This is a genomic window from Aeromonas sp. 604443 (genome assembly GCF_049170315.1).
In the GTDB taxonomy this organism is placed as follows: domain Bacteria; phylum Pseudomonadota; class Gammaproteobacteria; order Enterobacterales; family Aeromonadaceae; genus Aeromonas; species Aeromonas veronii_A.
Genome location: NZ_JAAKMI010000005.1, coordinates 80,762 through 98,746, shown reverse-complemented (window position 1 = coordinate 98,746; position 17,985 = coordinate 80,762). Strand labels below are relative to the sequence as shown.

The 17,985-nt window shown below is 56.7% G+C and carries 18 protein-coding genes; all 18 read left to right on the top strand.

What is annotated here, in order from left to right:
• The first annotated feature begins 112 nt into the window (after positions 1 to 112).
• The 18 genes from tapM to G5380_RS09350 all read left to right on the top strand — a co-directional run bounded on the left by tapM (position 113) and on the right by G5380_RS09350 (position 17,908).
• Positions 113 to 1,174 (top strand): PilM family type IVa pilus assembly protein TapM, encoded by a 1,062-nt coding sequence (tapM, locus tag G5380_RS09435; protein WP_323137627.1) that lies wholly within the window; start codon positions 113 to 115, stop codon positions 1,172 to 1,174.
• On the top strand, positions 1,162 to 1,740 hold the full coding sequence (gene tapN / locus G5380_RS09430) for a PilN family type IV pilus biogenesis protein TapN (RefSeq protein ID WP_216953058.1): 579 nt from the start codon (positions 1,162 to 1,164) through the stop codon (positions 1,738 to 1,740). Before tapM ends, tapN begins: the two co-directional genes overlap by 13 nt.
• Positions 1,737 to 2,336, top strand: a complete 600-nt coding sequence (gene tapO / locus G5380_RS09425; protein ID WP_216953059.1) for a PilO family type IV pilus biogenesis protein TapO — start codon at positions 1,737 to 1,739, stop codon at positions 2,334 to 2,336. Before tapN ends, tapO begins: the two co-directional genes overlap by 4 nt.
• A complete protein-coding gene (locus G5380_RS09420) occupies positions 2,333 to 2,866 on the top strand; it encodes a pilus assembly protein PilP (protein WP_216953060.1) in 534 nt (177 codons plus the stop codon). The genes tapO and G5380_RS09420 overlap by 4 nt, the downstream gene beginning before the upstream one ends.
• Positions 2,867 to 2,882: 16 nt before the next feature.
• On the top strand, positions 2,883 to 5,096 hold the full coding sequence (locus G5380_RS09415) for a type IV pilus secretin PilQ (RefSeq protein ID WP_421255651.1): 2,214 nt from the start codon (positions 2,883 to 2,885) through the stop codon (positions 5,094 to 5,096).
• Between the two features lie 191 nt (positions 5,097 to 5,287).
• The gene (gene aroK / locus G5380_RS09410; protein WP_266134309.1) at positions 5,288 to 5,806 is read left to right on the top strand and encodes a shikimate kinase AroK; all 519 of its coding nucleotides are present in this window, start codon (positions 5,288 to 5,290) and stop codon (positions 5,804 to 5,806) included.
• A gap of 14 nt (positions 5,807 to 5,820) precedes the next feature.
• Complete coding sequence (aroB, locus tag G5380_RS09405; protein WP_371178343.1) at positions 5,821 to 6,903, top strand: 3-dehydroquinate synthase; 1,083 nt, start codon at positions 5,821 to 5,823, stop codon at positions 6,901 to 6,903.
• A complete protein-coding gene (locus G5380_RS09400; RefSeq protein WP_421352685.1) occupies positions 6,893 to 8,473 on the top strand; it encodes an SPOR domain-containing protein in 1,581 nt (526 codons plus the stop codon). Before aroB ends, G5380_RS09400 begins: the two co-directional genes overlap by 11 nt.
• A 70-nt stretch (positions 8,474 to 8,543) precedes the next feature.
• Positions 8,544 to 9,416 (top strand): Dam family site-specific DNA-(adenine-N6)-methyltransferase, encoded by an 873-nt coding sequence (locus G5380_RS09395; RefSeq protein WP_005335008.1) that lies wholly within the window; start codon positions 8,544 to 8,546, stop codon positions 9,414 to 9,416.
• A 189-nt stretch (positions 9,417 to 9,605) separates the two neighbouring features.
• Positions 9,606 to 10,280, top strand: coding sequence for a ribulose-phosphate 3-epimerase (rpe, locus tag G5380_RS09390; protein ID WP_005335006.1), 675 nt, complete (start codon positions 9,606 to 9,608; stop codon positions 10,278 to 10,280).
• On the top strand, positions 10,267 to 10,935 hold the full coding sequence (locus G5380_RS09385; protein WP_139494141.1) for a phosphoglycolate phosphatase: 669 nt from the start codon (positions 10,267 to 10,269) through the stop codon (positions 10,933 to 10,935). Before rpe ends, G5380_RS09385 begins: the two co-directional genes overlap by 14 nt.
• A gap of 42 nt (positions 10,936 to 10,977) precedes the next feature.
• Positions 10,978 to 11,982, top strand: coding sequence for a tryptophan--tRNA ligase (trpS, locus tag G5380_RS09380; RefSeq protein WP_005362251.1), 1,005 nt, complete (start codon positions 10,978 to 10,980; stop codon positions 11,980 to 11,982).
• A gap of 118 nt (positions 11,983 to 12,100) precedes the next feature.
• The gene (locus G5380_RS09375) at positions 12,101 to 12,316 is read left to right on the top strand and encodes a hypothetical protein (protein ID WP_005334997.1); all 216 of its coding nucleotides are present in this window, start codon (positions 12,101 to 12,103) and stop codon (positions 12,314 to 12,316) included.
• Between the two features lie 21 nt (positions 12,317 to 12,337).
• Positions 12,338 to 12,919, top strand: coding sequence for an aminodeoxychorismate synthase component II (locus G5380_RS09370; RefSeq protein ID WP_421352684.1), 582 nt, complete (start codon positions 12,338 to 12,340; stop codon positions 12,917 to 12,919).
• 276 nt (positions 12,920 to 13,195) lie between these two features.
• A complete protein-coding gene (locus G5380_RS09365) occupies positions 13,196 to 14,413 on the top strand; it encodes an aspartate aminotransferase family protein (RefSeq protein WP_421352683.1) in 1,218 nt (405 codons plus the stop codon).
• A 76-nt stretch (positions 14,414 to 14,489) separates the two neighbouring features.
• Positions 14,490 to 15,509 (top strand): arginine N-succinyltransferase, encoded by a 1,020-nt coding sequence (astA, locus tag G5380_RS09360; RefSeq protein ID WP_005334994.1) that lies wholly within the window; start codon positions 14,490 to 14,492, stop codon positions 15,507 to 15,509.
• A 72-nt stretch (positions 15,510 to 15,581) separates the two neighbouring features.
• The gene (astD, locus tag G5380_RS09355) at positions 15,582 to 17,051 is read left to right on the top strand and encodes a succinylglutamate-semialdehyde dehydrogenase (RefSeq protein WP_421352682.1); all 1,470 of its coding nucleotides are present in this window, start codon (positions 15,582 to 15,584) and stop codon (positions 17,049 to 17,051) included.
• A 59-nt stretch (positions 17,052 to 17,110) separates the two neighbouring features.
• On the top strand, positions 17,111 to 17,908 hold the full coding sequence (locus tag G5380_RS09350) for a DUF1338 domain-containing protein (protein WP_421352681.1): 798 nt from the start codon (positions 17,111 to 17,113) through the stop codon (positions 17,906 to 17,908).
• Positions 17,909 to 17,985: the final 77 nt, after the last annotated feature.

The window sequence follows — 17,985 nt, the reverse complement described above, 5'->3', positions numbered from 1 at the left end:
TAAACTTTATGACATTGATAGTTAGAGCATTTAGGATGGATCAAGCTCTCATCTGATTAGAGTGTCCTACACTCAATTCAGGTATAAAACCCAATAACGCATGGATGTGTATATGTTTGGGCTATTTAATAAGGGATCCCTCCTCCCCCTGGTGGGCATTGATTTCGGTAGCCAGACCATCAAGGCCGTTACCCTCACTGGTCGTCCCGGCAAGCTTCATATTGAATCTGTTGCCGAGGTCGCCACCCCGAAAGGTACGCTGGTTGATTACCAGCTACAGGATATCGAGCGGGTCAGCCCATCTTTGAAAACCCTCAAGCGCCTTATCTCTGGCCACAGCGATTATGCCGCGACAGCGGTGACTGGTTCCAATGTGATCACCAAGGTCATCCAGATTGATGCTCGCCTTGGTGACAAGGAGCTGGAGAGTCAGGTGCAGCTGGAGGCCGAACAGATAATTCCCTTTCCCCTCGATGAAGTCAGCCTCGATTTTGAGGTGCTGGACACCAGCGCCAGTGAAGATCGTCAGGATGTCCTGTTGAGCGCAGCCCGTACTGAGAGCGTCAATGGCCGGGTCAGCGCTCTCGCTGAGGCTGGCATTGCCGTCAAGGTAGTGGATGTGGGAGCCCATGCCTTGGGGCGGGCCGTTGTGGCCTGTTTGCCCGAGTTGCAGGAGAGTGAGCGACCGATCGGGGTGATCGACATCGGTGCCAGTGCCATGACCTTCGCGGCGCTGGTCAAGGGAGAGGTGATCTACTCCCGCTTGCAAAACTTCGGCGGCGATCAGTACAGCCAGGCGCTCTCCTCCTTTTATGGCATGACGCTGGATGAGGCTGAGCAGGCTAAAACCAAAGGTACCTTGCCTGTTGACCATGAGCTGGATGTGCTGATGCCCCACATCAACTCGCTGCTGCAGCAAGTGCGGCGCAATATCCAGCTGTTTTGCAGTTCATCCGGTTATCGCGACATCGCAAAACTGGTGCTGACGGGGGGAGGCAGTCTGCTACCCGGTTTGTTGGTACAGGTAAAAGAAGAGGTCAATTGCGAGGTGTTGCACCCGGATCTGTTCGCCCTGTTTGGCAAACCGAAAGGAGAGGCCGAGCTGGTACATGGCGCTAAATATATGACGGCATTCGGGTTGGCTCTGAGGAGTTTTACACCATGTCAAATATAAACCTTCTCCCTTGGCGCGAGGCTCGTGCTCAGCGGCAAAAGAAACAGTTTGGTGCCCTGCTCGGGCTTTTCGTGTTGGTCACTGTCGCACTGAGCCTCTTTGCCAACTGGCTGGTCGAGCGTCAGATTGCCGCCCAGCAGCAGCGTAATCAGCGTCTGGTTCAGGAGATGACCATCCTGGATGCACAACTGGGAGAAATCCGCCTGCTTAAAGAACGTCGCAAGGAGCTGATCGATCGGATGCAACTCATCGAACATCTCCAAATGCGTCGAAATGTGCCCGTTCGTCTTTTCAACCAGTTGCCCTCTCTGGTACCCAATGGGGTTTACCTCAATACCCTCTCGTTGCAGAACAATATTATCGATGTCAACGGCAAGACAGAAGCTTATGGTCGAGTTGCCAGCATGATGCGTCGAATCGATGGTTCCGGCTGGCTGGGACAGTCGAAAATAAGCACCATTTTTGCAGCGGAGGTCGCGCCGGTATCGTTGAGTCAATTCTCGATGATGTTCCTGATTGCCAATAATACCGCGGCTGCCGGGGATATGGCCAAGGAGAGCAAATGAACCTTCAGCAACTCAACGAGCTTGATCTGAATGACATCGCGAGCTGGCCAAAATGGGCGAAAGCTGTCTTTATCCTGCTGTGCTGTGTGTTGACTGGTGGCGCTATTTATTACTACGTGATTGCCAATTCCTTAGGCAATCTGACCAAAGAGAGCGCCAGAGAGACGGAGCTTAAAGGCCAGTTTGAAAGCAAGGCGATGCTGGCAGCCAATTTGGGCGCCTACAAGGCACAAATGATCCAGCTCGAGCAACTGGTCGATACCCAGCTCAAGCAGTTGCCCAATACCCATGAGGTCGCCGGTTTGCTGGACGATATCAGTTTTATTGCCACCGATAATGGCTTGAAACTCAATCGCATCAACTGGGAACCTGAGGTCAAGCACGAGTTTTCTACCGAATTGCCCATGCGGATCGAGGTAGTAGGTAATTATCATCAGATCGGCAAGTTTACGGCAGATATGGCAGCCCTGCCTCGTATCGTCATACTCGACTCCTTTACCTTGAGTCAGAGCAAGGATGAGGGAGACCTGATTGCTATGTCGATGCTGGCCAAAACCTACAAGTACAACGGTAAAACAGTGGAGCAGAAACAATGAGACGCATCTGCTGGTTGTTACCTGCCCTCTTGCTGACGGCCTGTGGTGGTCAGGAGGAGATGGATTCCTATATTGCCGAAACAAAGGCAAGACCCCCTGTACCTATTGAACCCTTACCCCAGTTGAAGCCGTTTTCCCCCATGCACTATCAACAACGCGATCTGCGTAGTCCCTTCATGATGCCGCAACCAGAAGCAAGTGTCGGGCGCGCGAATAGTGCCCAGGTGAAGCCTGATTGCGCACAGGTTATGATGGACAGAGAAAAAGAGGTATTGGAAAACTACTCTCTCGCCAGCTTGTCAATGCACGGCTCCTTGGGAAAGGCCGGGCAGTTGTGGGCCCTGATCAGCACACCTGATGGAAAATCAATACGGGTCGGGCTCAACCAGTATATGGGGCTCGATCAGGGTAGAGTCATCAAGATTACTCCTACGGCAGTGGATTTACTGGAAACCATTCCGGACGGGAAGGGGTGCTGGGTAACAAGAGAAACCCAGTTGGCGATGGCCAATATGCAAGAAAAACAATAATCAGGGACGAACAGCAATGAGAACAACCATAGACAGTGTAACAAAAGTGGCTTTGCTGTTTTGCGCCAGTGCCTTTGGTCAGGCGTGGGCAGTGGCAACCTTGCAAGAGATAAAAGTTAATCCATTGCTGGCAGACCAGTTGCAACTGGAGCTCAGCTTCAGCGAGCCTGTGAGTGGCTTTACCGATCGTCTCTCCTATAAACCTAACCAGCTCCTGCTGCATGTCCCCGGTGCTGTGGGTGCACTCAAGGTGAACCCGCTGCCTATTCAGCGTCAGGGAGTAGACAACATCAAGGTGGAAGGGAAGGGAGCTGGCCTTGATATCAAGATTGCTCTCGATCAGCTGGCTCCCTATCAGGTGCAGCAACAGGGTAACAAATTGCTGGTTTCCCTTGGTGAAGGGACCTCATCAGCTCTGATTAATGGCGAAAGCGCCCTGATTGCACCAGCCGCAACGGCTTCCTCAGCCATGGTGGCCACTCCAGCTCCTTCGGCACTGCTCAATTCTCAGGTTGTTGCCAAGTCAATGCCTGTTGCACCGGTAACCCCTCCTGTTGCGACGCCTGCTGCCAGCAAACCACTGCTCGGCAGCTATCAAAATAGTGGCAGTGGAGCCTATTTCAACTCGGTGACCGGGGTGGATTTTCGTCGTGGCAAGGATGGTCAGGGGGAGTTTCTGGTCACACTTGACAACAGCTCGGCTGCCGTCGATGTGAGCAGCCGCGGTCAAACTGTGCTGGCCAAGTTTCATGGTACTCGCGTGCCTGATGGTTTGCTTAATCTGATCAATGTGCAGGATTTTGCGACACCGGTCTCTCAGGTTGAGGTGTCCCGGCAGGGCAACGATACCCTGTTTGAGCTGTCGGTTAATGGCCAGTTTGATTACCGTTACGATCAGGCTGATAAACTGTTCATTATCGAAGTGAAAAAACGCACGGCGGCATCTGCGTCTTCAAAGCAGTATCAGGGCAAGCCCATCTCATTGAACTTCCAGGATATCCCGGTTAGAACCGTGTTGCAGCTTATCGCTGACTTCAACAACCTCAATCTGGTTACTACCGATTCTGTGGCAGGCAATCTGACACTACGTCTGGATGGCGTGCCCTGGGAGCAGGCGCTCGACATCATTTTAAAAGTGCGCGGTCTGGATAAGCGGCTTGATAACAACATCCTGCTGGTTGCTCCGGCTGAAGAGATTGCGGCACGGGAGAAACAGCAGCTGGAGAGCCGGAATCAGGTGGCTGATTTGGCCCAGTTATATACCGAATATATGCAGATCAACTATGCAAAAGCATCCGAAGTGGCTGCTCTGCTCTCATCCGAGAGTACCAAGTTGCTATCGCCACGTGGCGCGGTGAGTGTGGATGAACGGACCAACGTGCTGGTTGTGAAGGATACGGCTGAGGTTATCAGCAGTATCAAGCGGATGCTGGATATTCTGGATATCCCGGTCAAGCAGGTGGTGATCGAAGCGCGTATGGTGACCATCGATGACGGTTTCGATGAAGCGCTCGGGGTACGTTGGGGAGTGACCAAGAACGATGGTCACGGCAACAGCACTTCAGGCTCTATTGAAGGGAATGATTCGTCCGGTAATAACGACGGTAGTTCAACGATTACCAGACCCTCGGTCGATAATCGGATGAACGTCAATCTGCCGGTGACCAATGCTGCCGGTACCTTGGCATTCCAGGTTGCCCGTCTGGCCGATGGAACCCTGCTTGACCTTGAATTGTCTGCGCTGGAAAAAGAGAGCAAGGCCGAGATTATCGCCAGTCCGCGGGTGACCACTGCGAACCAGAAACCGGCGTTGATCGAACAGGGTACCGAGATCCCCTATGTGGAGTCCTCTTCCAGTGGTGCAACCTCGGTCACCTTCAAGAAGGCGGTACTGAGCTTGAAAGTCACGCCGCAGATCACCCCTGACAACCGGGTGATCCTCGACCTGACCGTGACCCAGGATACCAAGGGCGAAACCGTACCGACCGGTACCGGTGATGCAGTCTCCATCAACGCCCAGTCCATCACGACGCAGGTACTGGTTAACAATGGCGAGACACTGGTGCTGGGCGGCATCTATCAGCAGACTATCAAAAGCGATGTGACCAAGGTGCCCTTGCTGGGTGATATCCCCGGATTGGGCGCCCTGTTCCGCAAGACCACCAGCGAGAACAAAAAGCGTGAACTGCTTATTTTCGTGACCCCCAAGATAGTCACCGACGCCTTCTGAAGGCTTTACATGTGAAGGTAAAACACATATAACCTTACGCCCCAATGAGGCTGGGGCGTAAGGGCTGCGGTTGCCAGTCCCGATATCTATTGAGATAATCCCCCTCCTGATCCATCGCAAGATAAGGTTCATAGGTACCCCGATCCAGTATTTATCGGGGTCGTACAGTTTGTAATTACTAACGAAAAAACATGGCTGAGAAACGCAATATTTTCCTGATAGGTCCCATGGGTGCGGGCAAGAGCACCATAGGTAGACATCTGGCAGAACAACTGCATATGGAGTTTTTCGACTCAGATCATGAGATTGAGCGCCGCAGTGGTGCTGATATCGGCTGGGTGTTTGATGTTGAAGGCGAAGAGGGTTTCCGTATTCGCGAAGAGAAGGTGATCAGCGAATTGTCTGAGCAGCAGGGTATCGTGCTGGCAACCGGTGGTGGAGCCATCAAGAGCCGGGAAACCCGCAACAAGTTGTCTGCTCGTGGCATCGTGGTCTACCTCGAAACCACTATCGAAAAGCAGCTGGCGCGCACACAGCGAGACAAACGCCGCCCTCTGCTACAGACCGAAGAACCGGCACGCGAAGTGCTGGAACGTCTGGCACAAGAGCGCAATGCCCTGTATGAAGAGGTTGCCGACTTTGTTGTGCACACCGATGACCAGAGCGCAAAAATCGTTGCCAATCAAATTGTAAAGCTGATCGGTATGTAATCTAGAGGACGTCCATGGAACGGTTGAAGGTCGAACTGGGTGAACGCAGCTATCCCATCGAGATAGCTGCAGGGTTGTTGCAGCGCCCCGAGGCGCTGGTATCGACCATCAAGGGCAAGCGGGTGATGATAGTGACCAACACGGTCGTTGCTCCGCTTTATCTTGAACGGGTAACCGCTCTGCTGTCGGGTTTTCAGGTTGAACACCTGATCCTGCCTGACGGCGAGGCGTACAAGAACCTGGCGACTTTTGAGCAGATCATGTCTGCTCTGCTTGAAACCAACCATGGGCGCGATACGACGCTGATCGCTCTGGGGGGCGGCGTGATCGGGGATGTGGTGGGCTTTGCGGCAGCAAGCTATCAACGTGGCATTCCTTTTATCCAGATCCCGACCACTCTGCTCTCCCAGGTTGACTCCTCTGTTGGCGGTAAAACCGCGGTCAACCACCCCCTCGGCAAGAACATGATTGGGGCTTTTTATCAGCCCAAACAAGTTGTTATCGATACCGAATGTCTGAGTACCTTGCCAGCCCGCGAATTTGCCGCAGGGATGGCCGAGGTGATCAAGTACGGCATCATTTGGGATGCTGATTTCTTCAGTTGGCTGGAGCAGAACATGGTGCGTCTGCAACAGCTGGAATCTGCCGCGCTGGCCTACGCCATCAAACGCTGCTGCGAGATCAAAGCCGATGTGGTCGGTCAGGATGAGACCGAGCACGGCGTCCGTGCGTTGCTCAATCTGGGTCACACCTTTGGTCATGCTATCGAGGCCGAGCAGGGTTATGGCAACTGGCTGCATGGTGAAGCAGTGTCCGCTGGCACCATGCTGGCTGCCTGGACTGCGCAGGCCCGTGGCGATATGAGCGAAGCGGACGTTGCGCGAGTGCGCGCCCTGCTGCTGGCCGCCAATCTGCCCATTCATGCGCCTGCCGAGATGGATTTCGCCGCCTTTATTCGCCATATGCGCCGTGACAAGAAGGTGCTGGAAGGCAAGCTGCGTCTGGTGTTGCCGGTTGGTATCGGCCATGCGCAGGTGGTCGGGGACGTGTCCGATGCCGAGTTGCTGGCGGTGATCGAGTCTGGTCGTGACGAATAAACTGCTAAAACTTCCTTCCCAGCGGCAGCTGGTTGACCGGCTGCTGCATCTGATCGAATTCAATCACCCTTTCATTTTTCTCTCCGGTAAACCCGGTTGTGGTCGCGGTACCCTGTGCGAATCCCTGCTCGGCGTGTTGCCGGAAAAAGTGCGGGTGGTAAGCCTGATCGGTACGCCTGCCATGAAGATGGTGGATGTGCGCCAGCTGTTGCTGCCACAGGTGGTGGCGCGCCCGCTGTTCAATCCACAGGATGCGCTGGCGGAGAGCTTCTTTCGCATGCTGGAGGGGAGCAAGCCTGCCACTCTGCTGCTGCTGATAGAGCGGGCCGATCAGTTGCCGGCCGAGATGTTGGGAGAGTTGTGGGCGATCATCCGTCATAACGATACTCTGGCGGCGCCCCATCAGCTGGCCATTATTGTCTCGGGCACTGACGTCTGGTGTCGTACCCAACGGCCGCAGCTCAAAGGGCGTGCCATGCCAGCCCTTGAGCTGGAAGTGCCGCCCCTGAGCCCGCCCGAGCAGCGCATCTTCTTGTATGAAAAAGCCAAAGAGCTCAAGATCCCCGCGACCCTCTTGCCCAAGCCGCAAGTGGAGGAGATCCTGAAAACGGCGAATGGACATCCGTCCACCATCATGCAGTTACTGGAGGATATCATGACCGACAGAAGGCCCAAGAAGCGTCAGGCGGAGTTGCCCGTCAAGAAGATTGCCACCGCTATCGCGCTGGTCGCTGGCGGCCTGCTGGCGCTGAGCTACCTGCTGCCTGCGCTGTTTGACAATGAAAGCAAACCGGCACTGCAGGATCCTGCGCAGAACACGGCATTGCCGATCCCGGTAACGGGAGGCGATCCCCTCACCGCAGGCGGTTCGAATACCGATACCGCTGCACAAGGCGCGCAAAACAGCGATGCAGCAAGCAATCCCAATGGGGTTGTGAAAGATTGGCAGCCGGAGGCGAAAGTGTTGCCCAAGTCGGTGGAGAGCGAAACCGTGACCACCGAATCAACCAATTACGAAGGGCGTCGGGTGGTGATCTCTGACGAGGTCGTGCAAAAGCTGATGACCGAACCCAAGGTGAGCGGCGCACTGCCTACTGACGTGGTGGACGAGCTGACCGGCAAGAACCCGAGTGGCACAGCCCCCAGTGGTGCAATCGCAACCACGGCGCCAGCCAGTACCTCCAAAGCACTGAATCCGGCGACAACCGCAACGCCTGCGGCCACCACCAAAACAGCCAGCAACGAGCCGGTTGCCGCGCCTGCACCCAAAGTGGCCCTGACACCGGTCGCCACCTTGAACAAGAAGCCGCGCAACCACTACAGCGTTCAGCTGATGGGGGCGAGCAACACCAAGGCGGTGGATCAATTTGTCGCCGAGCATGGTCTGGCGGGCAAGGTATGGGTCTATCAGACCAAATTCCGTGGCAGCCCCTGGTTCGTGGTGCTGCAAGGGGATTATGCCGGTCTGACCCAGGCCAAGAGTGCCATTCGCAAGCTTCCGCCAGCCTTGCTGAAAGGCCAGCCCTGGCCCAAGTCGTTTGCACAGGTACAAAAAGAGCTGAAGCAATAGCCTTGATACCGGATAAGGGGGTAGAATCGTCCCCCTTTTTGGGTCTTGCCTTCTTACACACCGGATTTCCATGAAAAAAACACGCGCTTTTTTAAAATGGGCCGGGGGAAAATACTCCCTGGTTGAAGAGATTGCCGAGCGCCTGCCGGCCGGGCGTGTGTTGCTGGAGCCCTTCGTCGGGGCCGGGTCTGTGTTTCTCAACACCGACTACGACGCGTATGTGCTCAACGACATCAATCCGGATCTGATCTGCCTGTACAACCACCTCAAGCTGACGCCGGACAGTTTCATTGCCGAGGCGCGCAAGCTGTTTGTGGCAGAGCACAACCACAAGGCGGCCTATTATCGGCTGCGTACCCAGTTCAATCAGACCGAGACCACCTTCGAGCGGGCACTCTTGTTCCTGTTTCTCAACCGTCACGGTTTCAATGGATTGTGCCGCTACAACAAGAAGGGCGGCTTCAACGTGCCGTTCGGTTCCTACAAGAAACCCTATTTCCCGGAAAAAGAGCTGTGGGCCTTTGCCGAAAAGGCGCAGAAGGCGACCTTTATCTGCGAGAGCTACGCCGACGCCATCAAGCGTGCCGAAGAGGATTGGGTTATCTACTGTGATCCACCCTATGCGCCGCTCTCCACTACGGCGAGCTTCACCACCTATGCCTCCGGTGGGTTTACCCTGGATGATCAGGCGATCCTGGCGCGACTGGCCCGCCACACAGCGGCTCACAAAGGGGTGCCGGTGCTGATTAGTAACCACGATATCGAGCTGACTCGTGAGCTTTATCGCGGTGCCCGCCTCGATGAAATCCTGGTCAAGCGCACCATCAGCCGCAACGGCGGCACCCGCAACAAGGTGGCCGAGTTGTTGGCGCTCTATCCGCCCGGAATCGAACCGGAGCAGGGCTACTATCCCAGCGACAGTGAACTGCTGCCACTGACGTAACAGACCATGCGGCGCCCAGGGGCGCCGTTTTTTATGGGCGAGTCCGCGCCCGTGCCGATGCCCCAAAACCCGGGTGGCAGGGGGAGGGGAGGCGATTGCCCCATTTCCCCCGCATTCGAGTCGTTTTCGCCCGCCTTTTACGTTAAAATTGCGCCGCTTTTTCTCCCTGGCTGCCAATGGATGATGCTGATGAAAGACTTTCTGATTGCCCCCTCGATCCTCTCTGCCGATTTTGCCCGTCTGGGTGACGATGTAGCCAAGGTACTGGCTGCCGGTGCCGACGTGGTTCACTTCGACGTGATGGACAACCACTATGTCCCCAACCTGACCATTGGCCCCATGGTCTGTCAGGCGCTGCGTGACTACGGTATCGAGGCCCCCATCGACGTGCACCTGATGGTCAAGCCGGTGGATCGCATCATTCCCGATTTTGCCAAGGCGGGTGCTTCCCTCATCACCTTCCATCCGGAAGCGTCCGATCACGTTGATCGCTCTTTGGGCCTCATCAAGGAGATGGGCTGCCAGGCGGGTCTGGTGCTGAATCCTGCTACCTCGCTCTCCTGCCTCGAGTATGTGATGGACAAGCTGGATGTGATCCTGCTGATGTCGGTCAACCCGGGCTTCGGTGGCCAGAGCTTCATTCCCGGCACCCTCGACAAGCTGCGTCAGGTGCGTCGTCTGATCGACGAGAGCGGCCGCGATATCCGCCTCGAGATCGATGGTGGGGTGAAGGTCGACAACATTCGCGAGATCGCCGAAGCGGGCGCCGACATGTTTGTCGCCGGCTCGGCCATTTTCAGCCAGCCTGACTACAAGGCGGTGATCGACAAGATGCGTGCGGAGCTGGCTCATGTCACACGCTGAGCGCGCATTTGATTTGGTGCTGTTCGATCTGGACGGCACCCTGATTGACAGCGCCGCCCAGCTGGCGCTGGCAGTCAATCTGACTCTGGCAGACCTCGGTCTGGCGCAGGCTGATGAAGCGGTGATCCGTACCTGGGTCGGCAACGGAGCCGACAAGCTGATCCAGCGGGCGCTCGCCTATCGCGAGGCCGATCCCGAGTTGTTTGCCAAGGCCAGACCGATCTTTTTCCAGCACTACAACGCCTGCCTGCTGCAAGGGCTGGCTATGTATGACGGGGTTGCCCAGAGTCTGCGTCGCCTGCAAACCCTGGGTTACAAGCAGGCGATCGTCACCAACAAGCCGAGTGATTTCGTGGCACCCATCCTCGATGCCCTTGGCATCAGCGATTGTTTCGAACTTTGGCTTGGCGGCAACTGCGTGCCAGTCAAGAAGCCGAGCCCGGAGCCATTGCTGCACGCTTGCCAGGAGTTGGGGGTGAGCCCGGCTCGCACTCTAATGGTGGGCGACTCCGAAAATGACGTGCTGGCGGCCAAGGCGGCCGGCATGAAGGTGGTGGGCCTGACCTACGGTTACAACTATGGCCGCCCCATTGCCGACTCCCATCCAGACTGGGTATTCGAGCAGTTTGCCCAGCTCGATGCACTTTTGGTCTAATAGCGCAGCTGGGCTGGCTGAATAACAAGGATTAACACTCTCATGACTAAACCAATCGTATTGAGCGGGGCGCAACCCTCCGGTCAACTGACCATCGGCAACTACATGGGGGCCCTGCGTCAGTGGGTCAACATGCAGGATGAGTTCGACTGCCTCTACTGCATCGTCGACCTGCACGCCATCACCACTCGTCAGGACCCGGCTGCCCTGCGCAAGGCTTGTCTGGACGCAGCCGCCCTCTATCTAGCGGTCGGTATCGATCCCAAGAAGAGCACTGTCTTCATCCAGTCTCACGTGCCGCAGCACGCCGAGCTGGGCTGGATCCTCAACTGCTATACCCAGATGGGTGAGTTGTCGCGCATGACCCAGTTCAAGGACAAGTCCGCCCGTTTCGAGAACAACGTCAACGTCGGCCTGTTCGGTTATCCGGTGCTTATGGCAGCCGATATCCTGCTCTATCAGGCCAATCAGGTGCCGGTCGGCAACGACCAGAAGCAGCATCTGGAGCTGACCCGCGACATCTGTACCCGTTTCAACAACCTCTATGGTGAAGTGTTCACCATGCCGGAGCCCTTCATTCCGACCGAAGGGGCGCGGGTGATGAGCCTGCAGGATCCGACCAAGAAGATGTCCAAGTCGGATGACAACGAGGCCAACTTCATCGGCCTGCTGGAAGATCCCAAGCAGATCGTCAAGAAGATCAAGCGTGCGGTGACTGACTCCGACGAGCCGGCGGTGGTGCGTTTCGACCCGGAAAACAAACCGGGTGTCTCCAACCTGCTGACCCTGATGTCCGGCGTGACTGGCCGCTCCATCCCCGAGCTGGAGCAGCACTTCGAAGGCAAGATGTATGGTCACCTCAAGACCGAGACCGCCGAAGCCGTGGTTGCGCTGCTGGAACCGATCCAGGCTCGTTTCCACGAGTTGCGTCAGGATGAGGCCCATCTGATTGCGATTCTGGCAGAAGGAGCACAAAAGGCGCGCGAAAGAGCTGAAAAAACCCTGACCAGCGTATATGATGTAGTCGGCTTCGTTCCTCGAGCCTGACATACTGGGAAGGTGTAGTAGAAGAGAGCTGGGTATTTGCCTGGCTTTCTTTATTTTCTGCCTAGCTATTTTGTTTAATTTCTTTATTTCAACCTGGGTAATATCCCCAAGAGAAAGCATGCCTGTTCAACCAACTATTTCTGCTGAAGAGCTGAGTGACAAAGGTCACTGGCTACGTAAATTTCGCAAGGCGAAAAACCTCAATACCCTGCAGTTGATGGTCTCCAATGCCATCGACAAGCACCATAAAACCCCTGCCGTTGCTGCCGCCATCTATCTGGCCGAGTGTCAGCGTGAACGGGAAATGGAACAGGGTCGTTATCTCGATCGTTAATTCTCCGCTGTTGGTTATCTCATGCTGTTGTTGATCGATAACTACGACTCTTTTACCTGGAACCTGGTGCAATATTTCGGCGCCCTGGGACAAGAGGTTGTGGTCAAGCGCAATGATGAACTGACGCTTGATACCATAGCGCAGCTCTCCCCCTGTTTTCTGGTGATCTCTCCCGGTCCCTGTACGCCCAATGAGGCGGGGATCTCTCTCGACGCCATCAGCCACTTCGCTGGCAAGCTGCCCATTCTCGGCGTCTGTCTCGGTCATCAGTCGCTGGCGCAGGCCTTCGGCGCCCGCGTAGTGCGTGCCCGTCAGGTAATGCACGGCAAAACCTCACTCATCCGCCATCGCAATGAGGGGGTGTTCAAGGGGCTCAACAACCCGCTGAGGGTGACTCGTTACCACTCGCTGGTGGTGGAGCGCGACACGCTGCCCGACTGCTTCGACATCACCGCCTGGAGCGAGCATGCCGATGGCTCGTTTGACGAGATCATGGGGCTGCGCCACAAGACACTCCCTGTCGAGGGTGTTCAGTTCCATCCGGAGAGCATTTTGAGCGAGCAGGGCCATCAGTTGCTGGCCAACTTTCTGGCGCGTTCATAAAAAGTTGTGATCGCCTTCTCAAGTTCGAGAGAAGGCAAAAAAAATTTCCCTGACACTTTATTCACCCCCTCTCCTGCCCAAATTATCTCTTGCCAAGCCCCCCTGAGTCGTTATGCAATGCGGTTGCCTAAAATCTCAAGAGCAATCGAACATTGTTCCTTATAGGCCGTCTTGTTACAGACTTTTTACTTTATTTCTGTGATAATCCCGTCACGTTTACACAGATTTAACTTTTGGGCGGTGGATTATTCTGTCGCCGAATCGAAGGAGAGCTATATGTCAGAGTTGTTGGCAGTGACACGTGAAGTGTTTGATGAAGTGATGGTTCCCAACTATGCGCCCGCCAAGATCATCCCGGTGCGTGGTGAAGGGTCACGTGTCTGGGATCAGGAAGGGCGCGAGTATGTCGACTTCGCCGGTGGCATCGCCGTCAATGGTTTGGGTCACTGTCATCCCAAGCTGGTCGAGGCCCTGAAAACCCAGGGCGAGAAGCTGTGGCACCTCTCCAATGTGATGACCAACGAGCCGGCCCTGCGTCTGGCCAGGAAGCTGGTCGCCGCCACCTTTGCCGACAAGGTCTACTTCTGCAACTCCGGCGCCGAAGCGAACGAAGCCGCTCTCAAGCTGGCTCGCCGCTACGCCATCGAGAAGTTTGGCGAGCAGAAAACCCAGATCATCGCCTTCAATCAGGGCTTCCACGGTCGTACCTTCTTTACCGTCAGCGTCGGTGGCCAGGCTGCCTACTCAGATGGCTTCGGTCCCAAGCCCGGTGACATTACTCATGTTCCCTACAACGATCTGGCGGCGCTGGCCGAGGTGATCTCCGACAACACCTGCGCCGTGGTGATGGAGCCGCTGCAGGGGGAGGGGGGCATCATTCGTCCTACCGACGAGTTTGCCAAAGGGGTGCGCGAGCTGTGCGACAAACACAATGCCCTGCTGGTGTATGACGAAGTGCAGTCCGGCGTCGGCCGGACCGGTGATCTCTATGCCTATATGGGGCTGGGCGTCACGCCGGACATCCTCACCAGCGCCAAGGCGCTGGGGGGCGGTTTCCCTATTGGCGCCATGCTGACTACCAACGAAATCGCCTCTTACCTGAAAGTGGGCTCTCACGGCTCTACTTACGGCGGCAACCCGCTGGCCTGTGCGGTGGCGGAAGCGGTGATCGACGTGATCAATACTCCCGAGGTACTGGACGGGGTCAAGCGGCGCGAACAGCTGTTCCGAGATGGGCTTGAGGCGATAAACGCCAAATACCACTGTTTTAGCGAAGTGCGTGGCAAGGGGCTGTTGCTGGGCGCCGCTCTGAGCGAGGACTTCAAGGGGCGTTCCCGCGACTTCCTGCTGGCCTCCATCGACCAAGGGCTGATGGCACTGGTGGCTGGTACCAACGTGGTTCGTTTTGCCCCTTCACTGGTGATCCCGGAAGCGGACATCAAGGAAGGGCTGGCCCGCTTCGAGAAGGCGGTTGCCCAGGTGGTTAACGCCTGATTCCAAATTGAGGTGGGGAGCTCTCCCGGCAGGAGCCGGGACCCCACCTGTCGTCAATGAAAGGGAGTTGTCATTTATGTTGGTTATCCGTCCCATCGAGCAAAAAGATTTTGCCGGGCTCAAGACCTGCGCCATCGAGTCCGGCACCGGCATGACCTCGTTGCCCGTCAACGATGAACTGCTGCAGCGCAAGATCGATGCCTCTACCCAGACTTTTTCCGACAAGCCCGCCGGCAAGGGGGATTGCCTCTACTTTTTCGTGGCCGAGGATTTAGAGACCGGTGAGATGGTGGGCACCTGCGCTATCGATGCCGCAGTGGGTCTCTCCCAGCCGTTTTACAACTATCACATCGGCAAGGTGGTGCACTCATCACCCAAGCTCGGTATCTACAACGTCGTTGAAACCCTGACTCTCTCCAACGACTACACCGGCAACTCCGAGCTCTGCACCTTGTTCTTGCGCGAATGTGCCCGCGAGGGGCTCAATGGTCGCTTGCTCTCCAAGCACCGCTTTCTGTTTATGGCCGAGCACCCCGAGCTGTTTGACGAGACCGTCTTCGCCGAAATGCGCGGCGTCTCCGATGCCAACGGTCACAGCCCCTTCTACGAGTGGCTACAAACCCATTTCTTCTCGATGGATTTTCCCACCGTCGACTATCTGACCGGCATCGGCAAGAAGCGCTTTATCGCCGAACTGATGCCCAAGTACCCCATCTACGTCAATTTGCTGAGCAAAGAGGCGCGAGCCGTCATTGGCCAGACCCACGAGAAGACCCGACCGGCCATCAAGATGCTGCAGGATGAGGGCTTCGTGAACCGTGGCTACGTCGATATTTTCGATGCGGGCCCCACCGTCGAGTGCGACGTGAAGAATATCCGTAGCGTGCGCCGCAGCAAGAAGCTGCGGGTGCTGGTGGGCGAGCCCATCGGTGGCAAGACCCATCTTATCTGCAACAGCCGTTTCGAGCATTACCGCGCCTGCTACGGCAATATCCGGGTCGATCTCGACAAGCACGAAGCCATCATTCCGCCGAAGATGGCGGCGGCACTCAAGGTGCAGGATGGCGACATGGTGCGGGTGGTTGACCTCGACTGAGACAGACAGGACAAGCAAACCGATTATCAGACAGGCAGCCGAGGCTGTCTGCCAGCGACAGGGAGTGAATGGATGAGCCAGTCAGTACAATTTATCGACGGTAAATGGCTTGCCGGTGAAGGCAAGCCGTTCGAGTCAAAGGACCCGGCCAAGAATCAGGTGATCTGGCAAGGGGAGGCCGCCAGCGCAGCGCAAGTGGATGCCGCCGTCAAGGCTGCTCGCGCTGCTTTCTACCATTGGGCGGACATGAGCCTTGAGGATCGTCTTACCATAGTGCGTCGCTATGCCGACCTGCTGGGCGAGCAGAAAGAGGCGCTGGCGCTGACCATCGCCCGCGAAACCGGCAAACCGCTGTGGGAGACCCGCACCGAAGTGGCCGCCATGCAGGGCAAGATCGCCATCTCCATCCGCGCCCATGACGAGCGCACTGGCACCGTTGAAAATGCCATGCCGGGCGCCAAGGCGTTTGTCCGTCACAAGCCCCACGGCGTGGTGGTGGTGTTCGGCCCCTACAACTTCCCGGGCCATCTGCCCAACGGCCATATCGTACCTGCACTGATCGCGGGTAACGCCGTGGTGTTCAAACCCTCCGAGCTGACCCCCATGGTGGCCGAAGCCATGGTCAAGGTGTGGCAGGAGGCCGGATTGCCCAAGGGAGTGCTCAATCTGGTGCAAGGGGAGGTCGAGACTGGCAAGGCGCTGGCTGGCAACCCCGATATCGACGGCCTCTTCTTTACCGGCTCCTCCCGCACCGGTCATTTCCTCCATCAGCAGTTTGCCGGTCAGCCGGGCAAAATTCTGGCCCTCGAGATGGGCGGCAACAACCCGCTGATCGTGAAAGACGTGAGCGACATCGATGGCGCTGTGCATGCCATCGTCCAGTCGGCATTTATCACCTCGGGTCAGCGCTGCACCTGCTCCCGCCGCCTGTTTGTCGAGCGCGGTGAGCGTGGCGATGCGCTGGTCAAGCGACTGGTCGAGGTGGTTAGCCAGATCAAGGTCGGCCTCTATAACGCAGCCGAGCAGCCGTTCATGGGCTCGATGATAAGCGAGAAGGCTGCACTGGGCATGGTCGAGGCGCAAGCCAACCTGCAGCGCCTCGGTGGCGAGAGCCTGCTTACCCTCAAGCACCTGGAAGCGGGCACAGGCTTTGTCTCCCCGGGTATTATCGACGTGACCTCAGTGAGCGCGCTGCCTGACGAAGAGTACTTCGGCCCGCTGCTGCAACTCATTCGTTACGATGATTTCGATGCTGCCATCGATCAGGGCAACGCCACCCGCTACGGTCTCTCGGCCGGTCTGCTGGGGGACAAGGAGGCGGACTGGCACCACTTCTTCAAGCGGATCCGCGCCGGTATCGTCAACTGGAACAAACCCATCACCGGCGCCTCCAGTGCCGCGCCGTTTGGTGGCATCGGCGCTTCCGGCAACCACAGGGCAAGCGCCTACTACGCTGCTGACTACTGTGCGTATCCGGTTGCCTCTGTCGAAGACAGCAAAGCAACCATGCCGGATCAACTGTCGCCCGGCCTGCGCTTCTAATAACGACACGGGGCATCCAGCGGTGCCCCCATCTGTACCCGCAATCAAAGGAAAGAGAGATGCAAAAGGATATCGACACCCTGTTCAGCCATCTGTGGGACAACTACATCAAGGTGACCCCGAGCGCCCTCAAGGTGCACACCCTGCTGGGTGGCGGCGAGCCCATCGTCAACGATCACGTGGCGTTTCGTACCTACAACCTGCCCAAGCTGGGGCTGGAGAAGCTTGCCGCCCACTTCCTGTCGCTCGGTTACGAGCAGAAGGGCGAGTACGTTTTCAAGGCCAAGAAGCTCTACGCCAAGCACTTCGAGCATCAGGATCCGGACGCTCCCAAGGTGTTTATCAGCGAGCTGAAGGTGGAAGAGCTCTCCCCAGCGGCGCAGGCCATCATCCACAAGCTGGCCGATCAGGTGCCCGATCATCTGACCGATACCCCGGCATTTCTCTACACCGGCGCCCCCTGGCAGGTCTCCTATGCCGATTATCAGACTCTGCTGGCGGAGAGCGAGTACGCGGCATGGATGGCAGCATGGGGCTATCGTGCCAACCACTTCACGGTCAATATCAACAAGTTGAAGGATTTCGACACCATCCATCAGGTCAATGCGGCACTGAAGGCGGCGGGTTTCGTGCTCAACAGCGTGGGTGGCGAGGTGAAAGGGGACCCGCAGGTGATGCTGGAGCAATCCTCCACCATGGCCGACAAAGCAGAGGTGCCGTTCAGCGATGGGGTGCGTACTATCCCGAGCTGCTTCTACGAGTTTGCTCTGCGCTATCCGCAGGCCGACGGCGTACTCTATCCGGGCTTTGTCGAAGCGTCCGCCGACAAAATTTTTGAGTCCACCAATGCCATGTAACAACGGGTGTTGGCCAAAGTGCCACTGTTCATGATGTGACATGACGACAGCCCCATATCGGGGCTGTCGTCATTTGC

What these genes read in the sequence shown, in the direction of transcription:
- tapO (WP_216953059.1), top strand. Translation starts at nt 1,737, where the DNA reads ATGAACCTTCAGCAACTCAACGAGCTTGATCTGAATGACATCGCGAGC.
- G5380_RS09375 (WP_005334997.1), top strand. Translation starts at nt 12,101, where the DNA reads ATGCCTGTTCAACCAACTATTTCTGCTGAAGAGCTGAGTGACAAAGGT.
- G5380_RS09415 (WP_421255651.1), top strand. Translation starts at nt 2,883, where the DNA reads ATGAGAACAACCATAGACAGTGTAACAAAAGTGGCTTTGCTGTTTTGC.
- aroB (WP_371178343.1), top strand. Translation starts at nt 5,821, where the DNA reads ATGGAACGGTTGAAGGTCGAACTGGGTGAACGCAGCTATCCCATCGAG.
- astA (WP_005334994.1), top strand. Translation starts at nt 14,490, where the DNA reads ATGTTGGTTATCCGTCCCATCGAGCAAAAAGATTTTGCCGGGCTCAAG.
- G5380_RS09420 (WP_216953060.1), top strand. Translation starts at nt 2,333, where the DNA reads ATGAGACGCATCTGCTGGTTGTTACCTGCCCTCTTGCTGACGGCCTGT.
- astD (WP_421352682.1), top strand. Translation starts at nt 15,582, where the DNA reads ATGAGCCAGTCAGTACAATTTATCGACGGTAAATGGCTTGCCGGTGAA.
- G5380_RS09370 (WP_421352684.1), top strand. Translation starts at nt 12,338, where the DNA reads ATGCTGTTGTTGATCGATAACTACGACTCTTTTACCTGGAACCTGGTG.
- tapN (WP_216953058.1), top strand. Translation starts at nt 1,162, where the DNA reads ATGTCAAATATAAACCTTCTCCCTTGGCGCGAGGCTCGTGCTCAGCGG.
- rpe (WP_005335006.1), top strand. Translation starts at nt 9,606, where the DNA reads ATGAAAGACTTTCTGATTGCCCCCTCGATCCTCTCTGCCGATTTTGCC.
- G5380_RS09385 (WP_139494141.1), top strand. Translation starts at nt 10,267, where the DNA reads ATGTCACACGCTGAGCGCGCATTTGATTTGGTGCTGTTCGATCTGGAC.
- G5380_RS09350 (WP_421352681.1), top strand. Translation starts at nt 17,111, where the DNA reads ATGCAAAAGGATATCGACACCCTGTTCAGCCATCTGTGGGACAACTAC.
- trpS (WP_005362251.1), top strand. Translation starts at nt 10,978, where the DNA reads ATGACTAAACCAATCGTATTGAGCGGGGCGCAACCCTCCGGTCAACTG.
- G5380_RS09365 (WP_421352683.1), top strand. Translation starts at nt 13,196, where the DNA reads ATGTCAGAGTTGTTGGCAGTGACACGTGAAGTGTTTGATGAAGTGATG.
- aroK (WP_266134309.1), top strand. Translation starts at nt 5,288, where the DNA reads ATGGCTGAGAAACGCAATATTTTCCTGATAGGTCCCATGGGTGCGGGC.
- tapM (WP_323137627.1), top strand. Translation starts at nt 113, where the DNA reads ATGTTTGGGCTATTTAATAAGGGATCCCTCCTCCCCCTGGTGGGCATT.
- G5380_RS09395 (WP_005335008.1), top strand. Translation starts at nt 8,544, where the DNA reads ATGAAAAAAACACGCGCTTTTTTAAAATGGGCCGGGGGAAAATACTCC.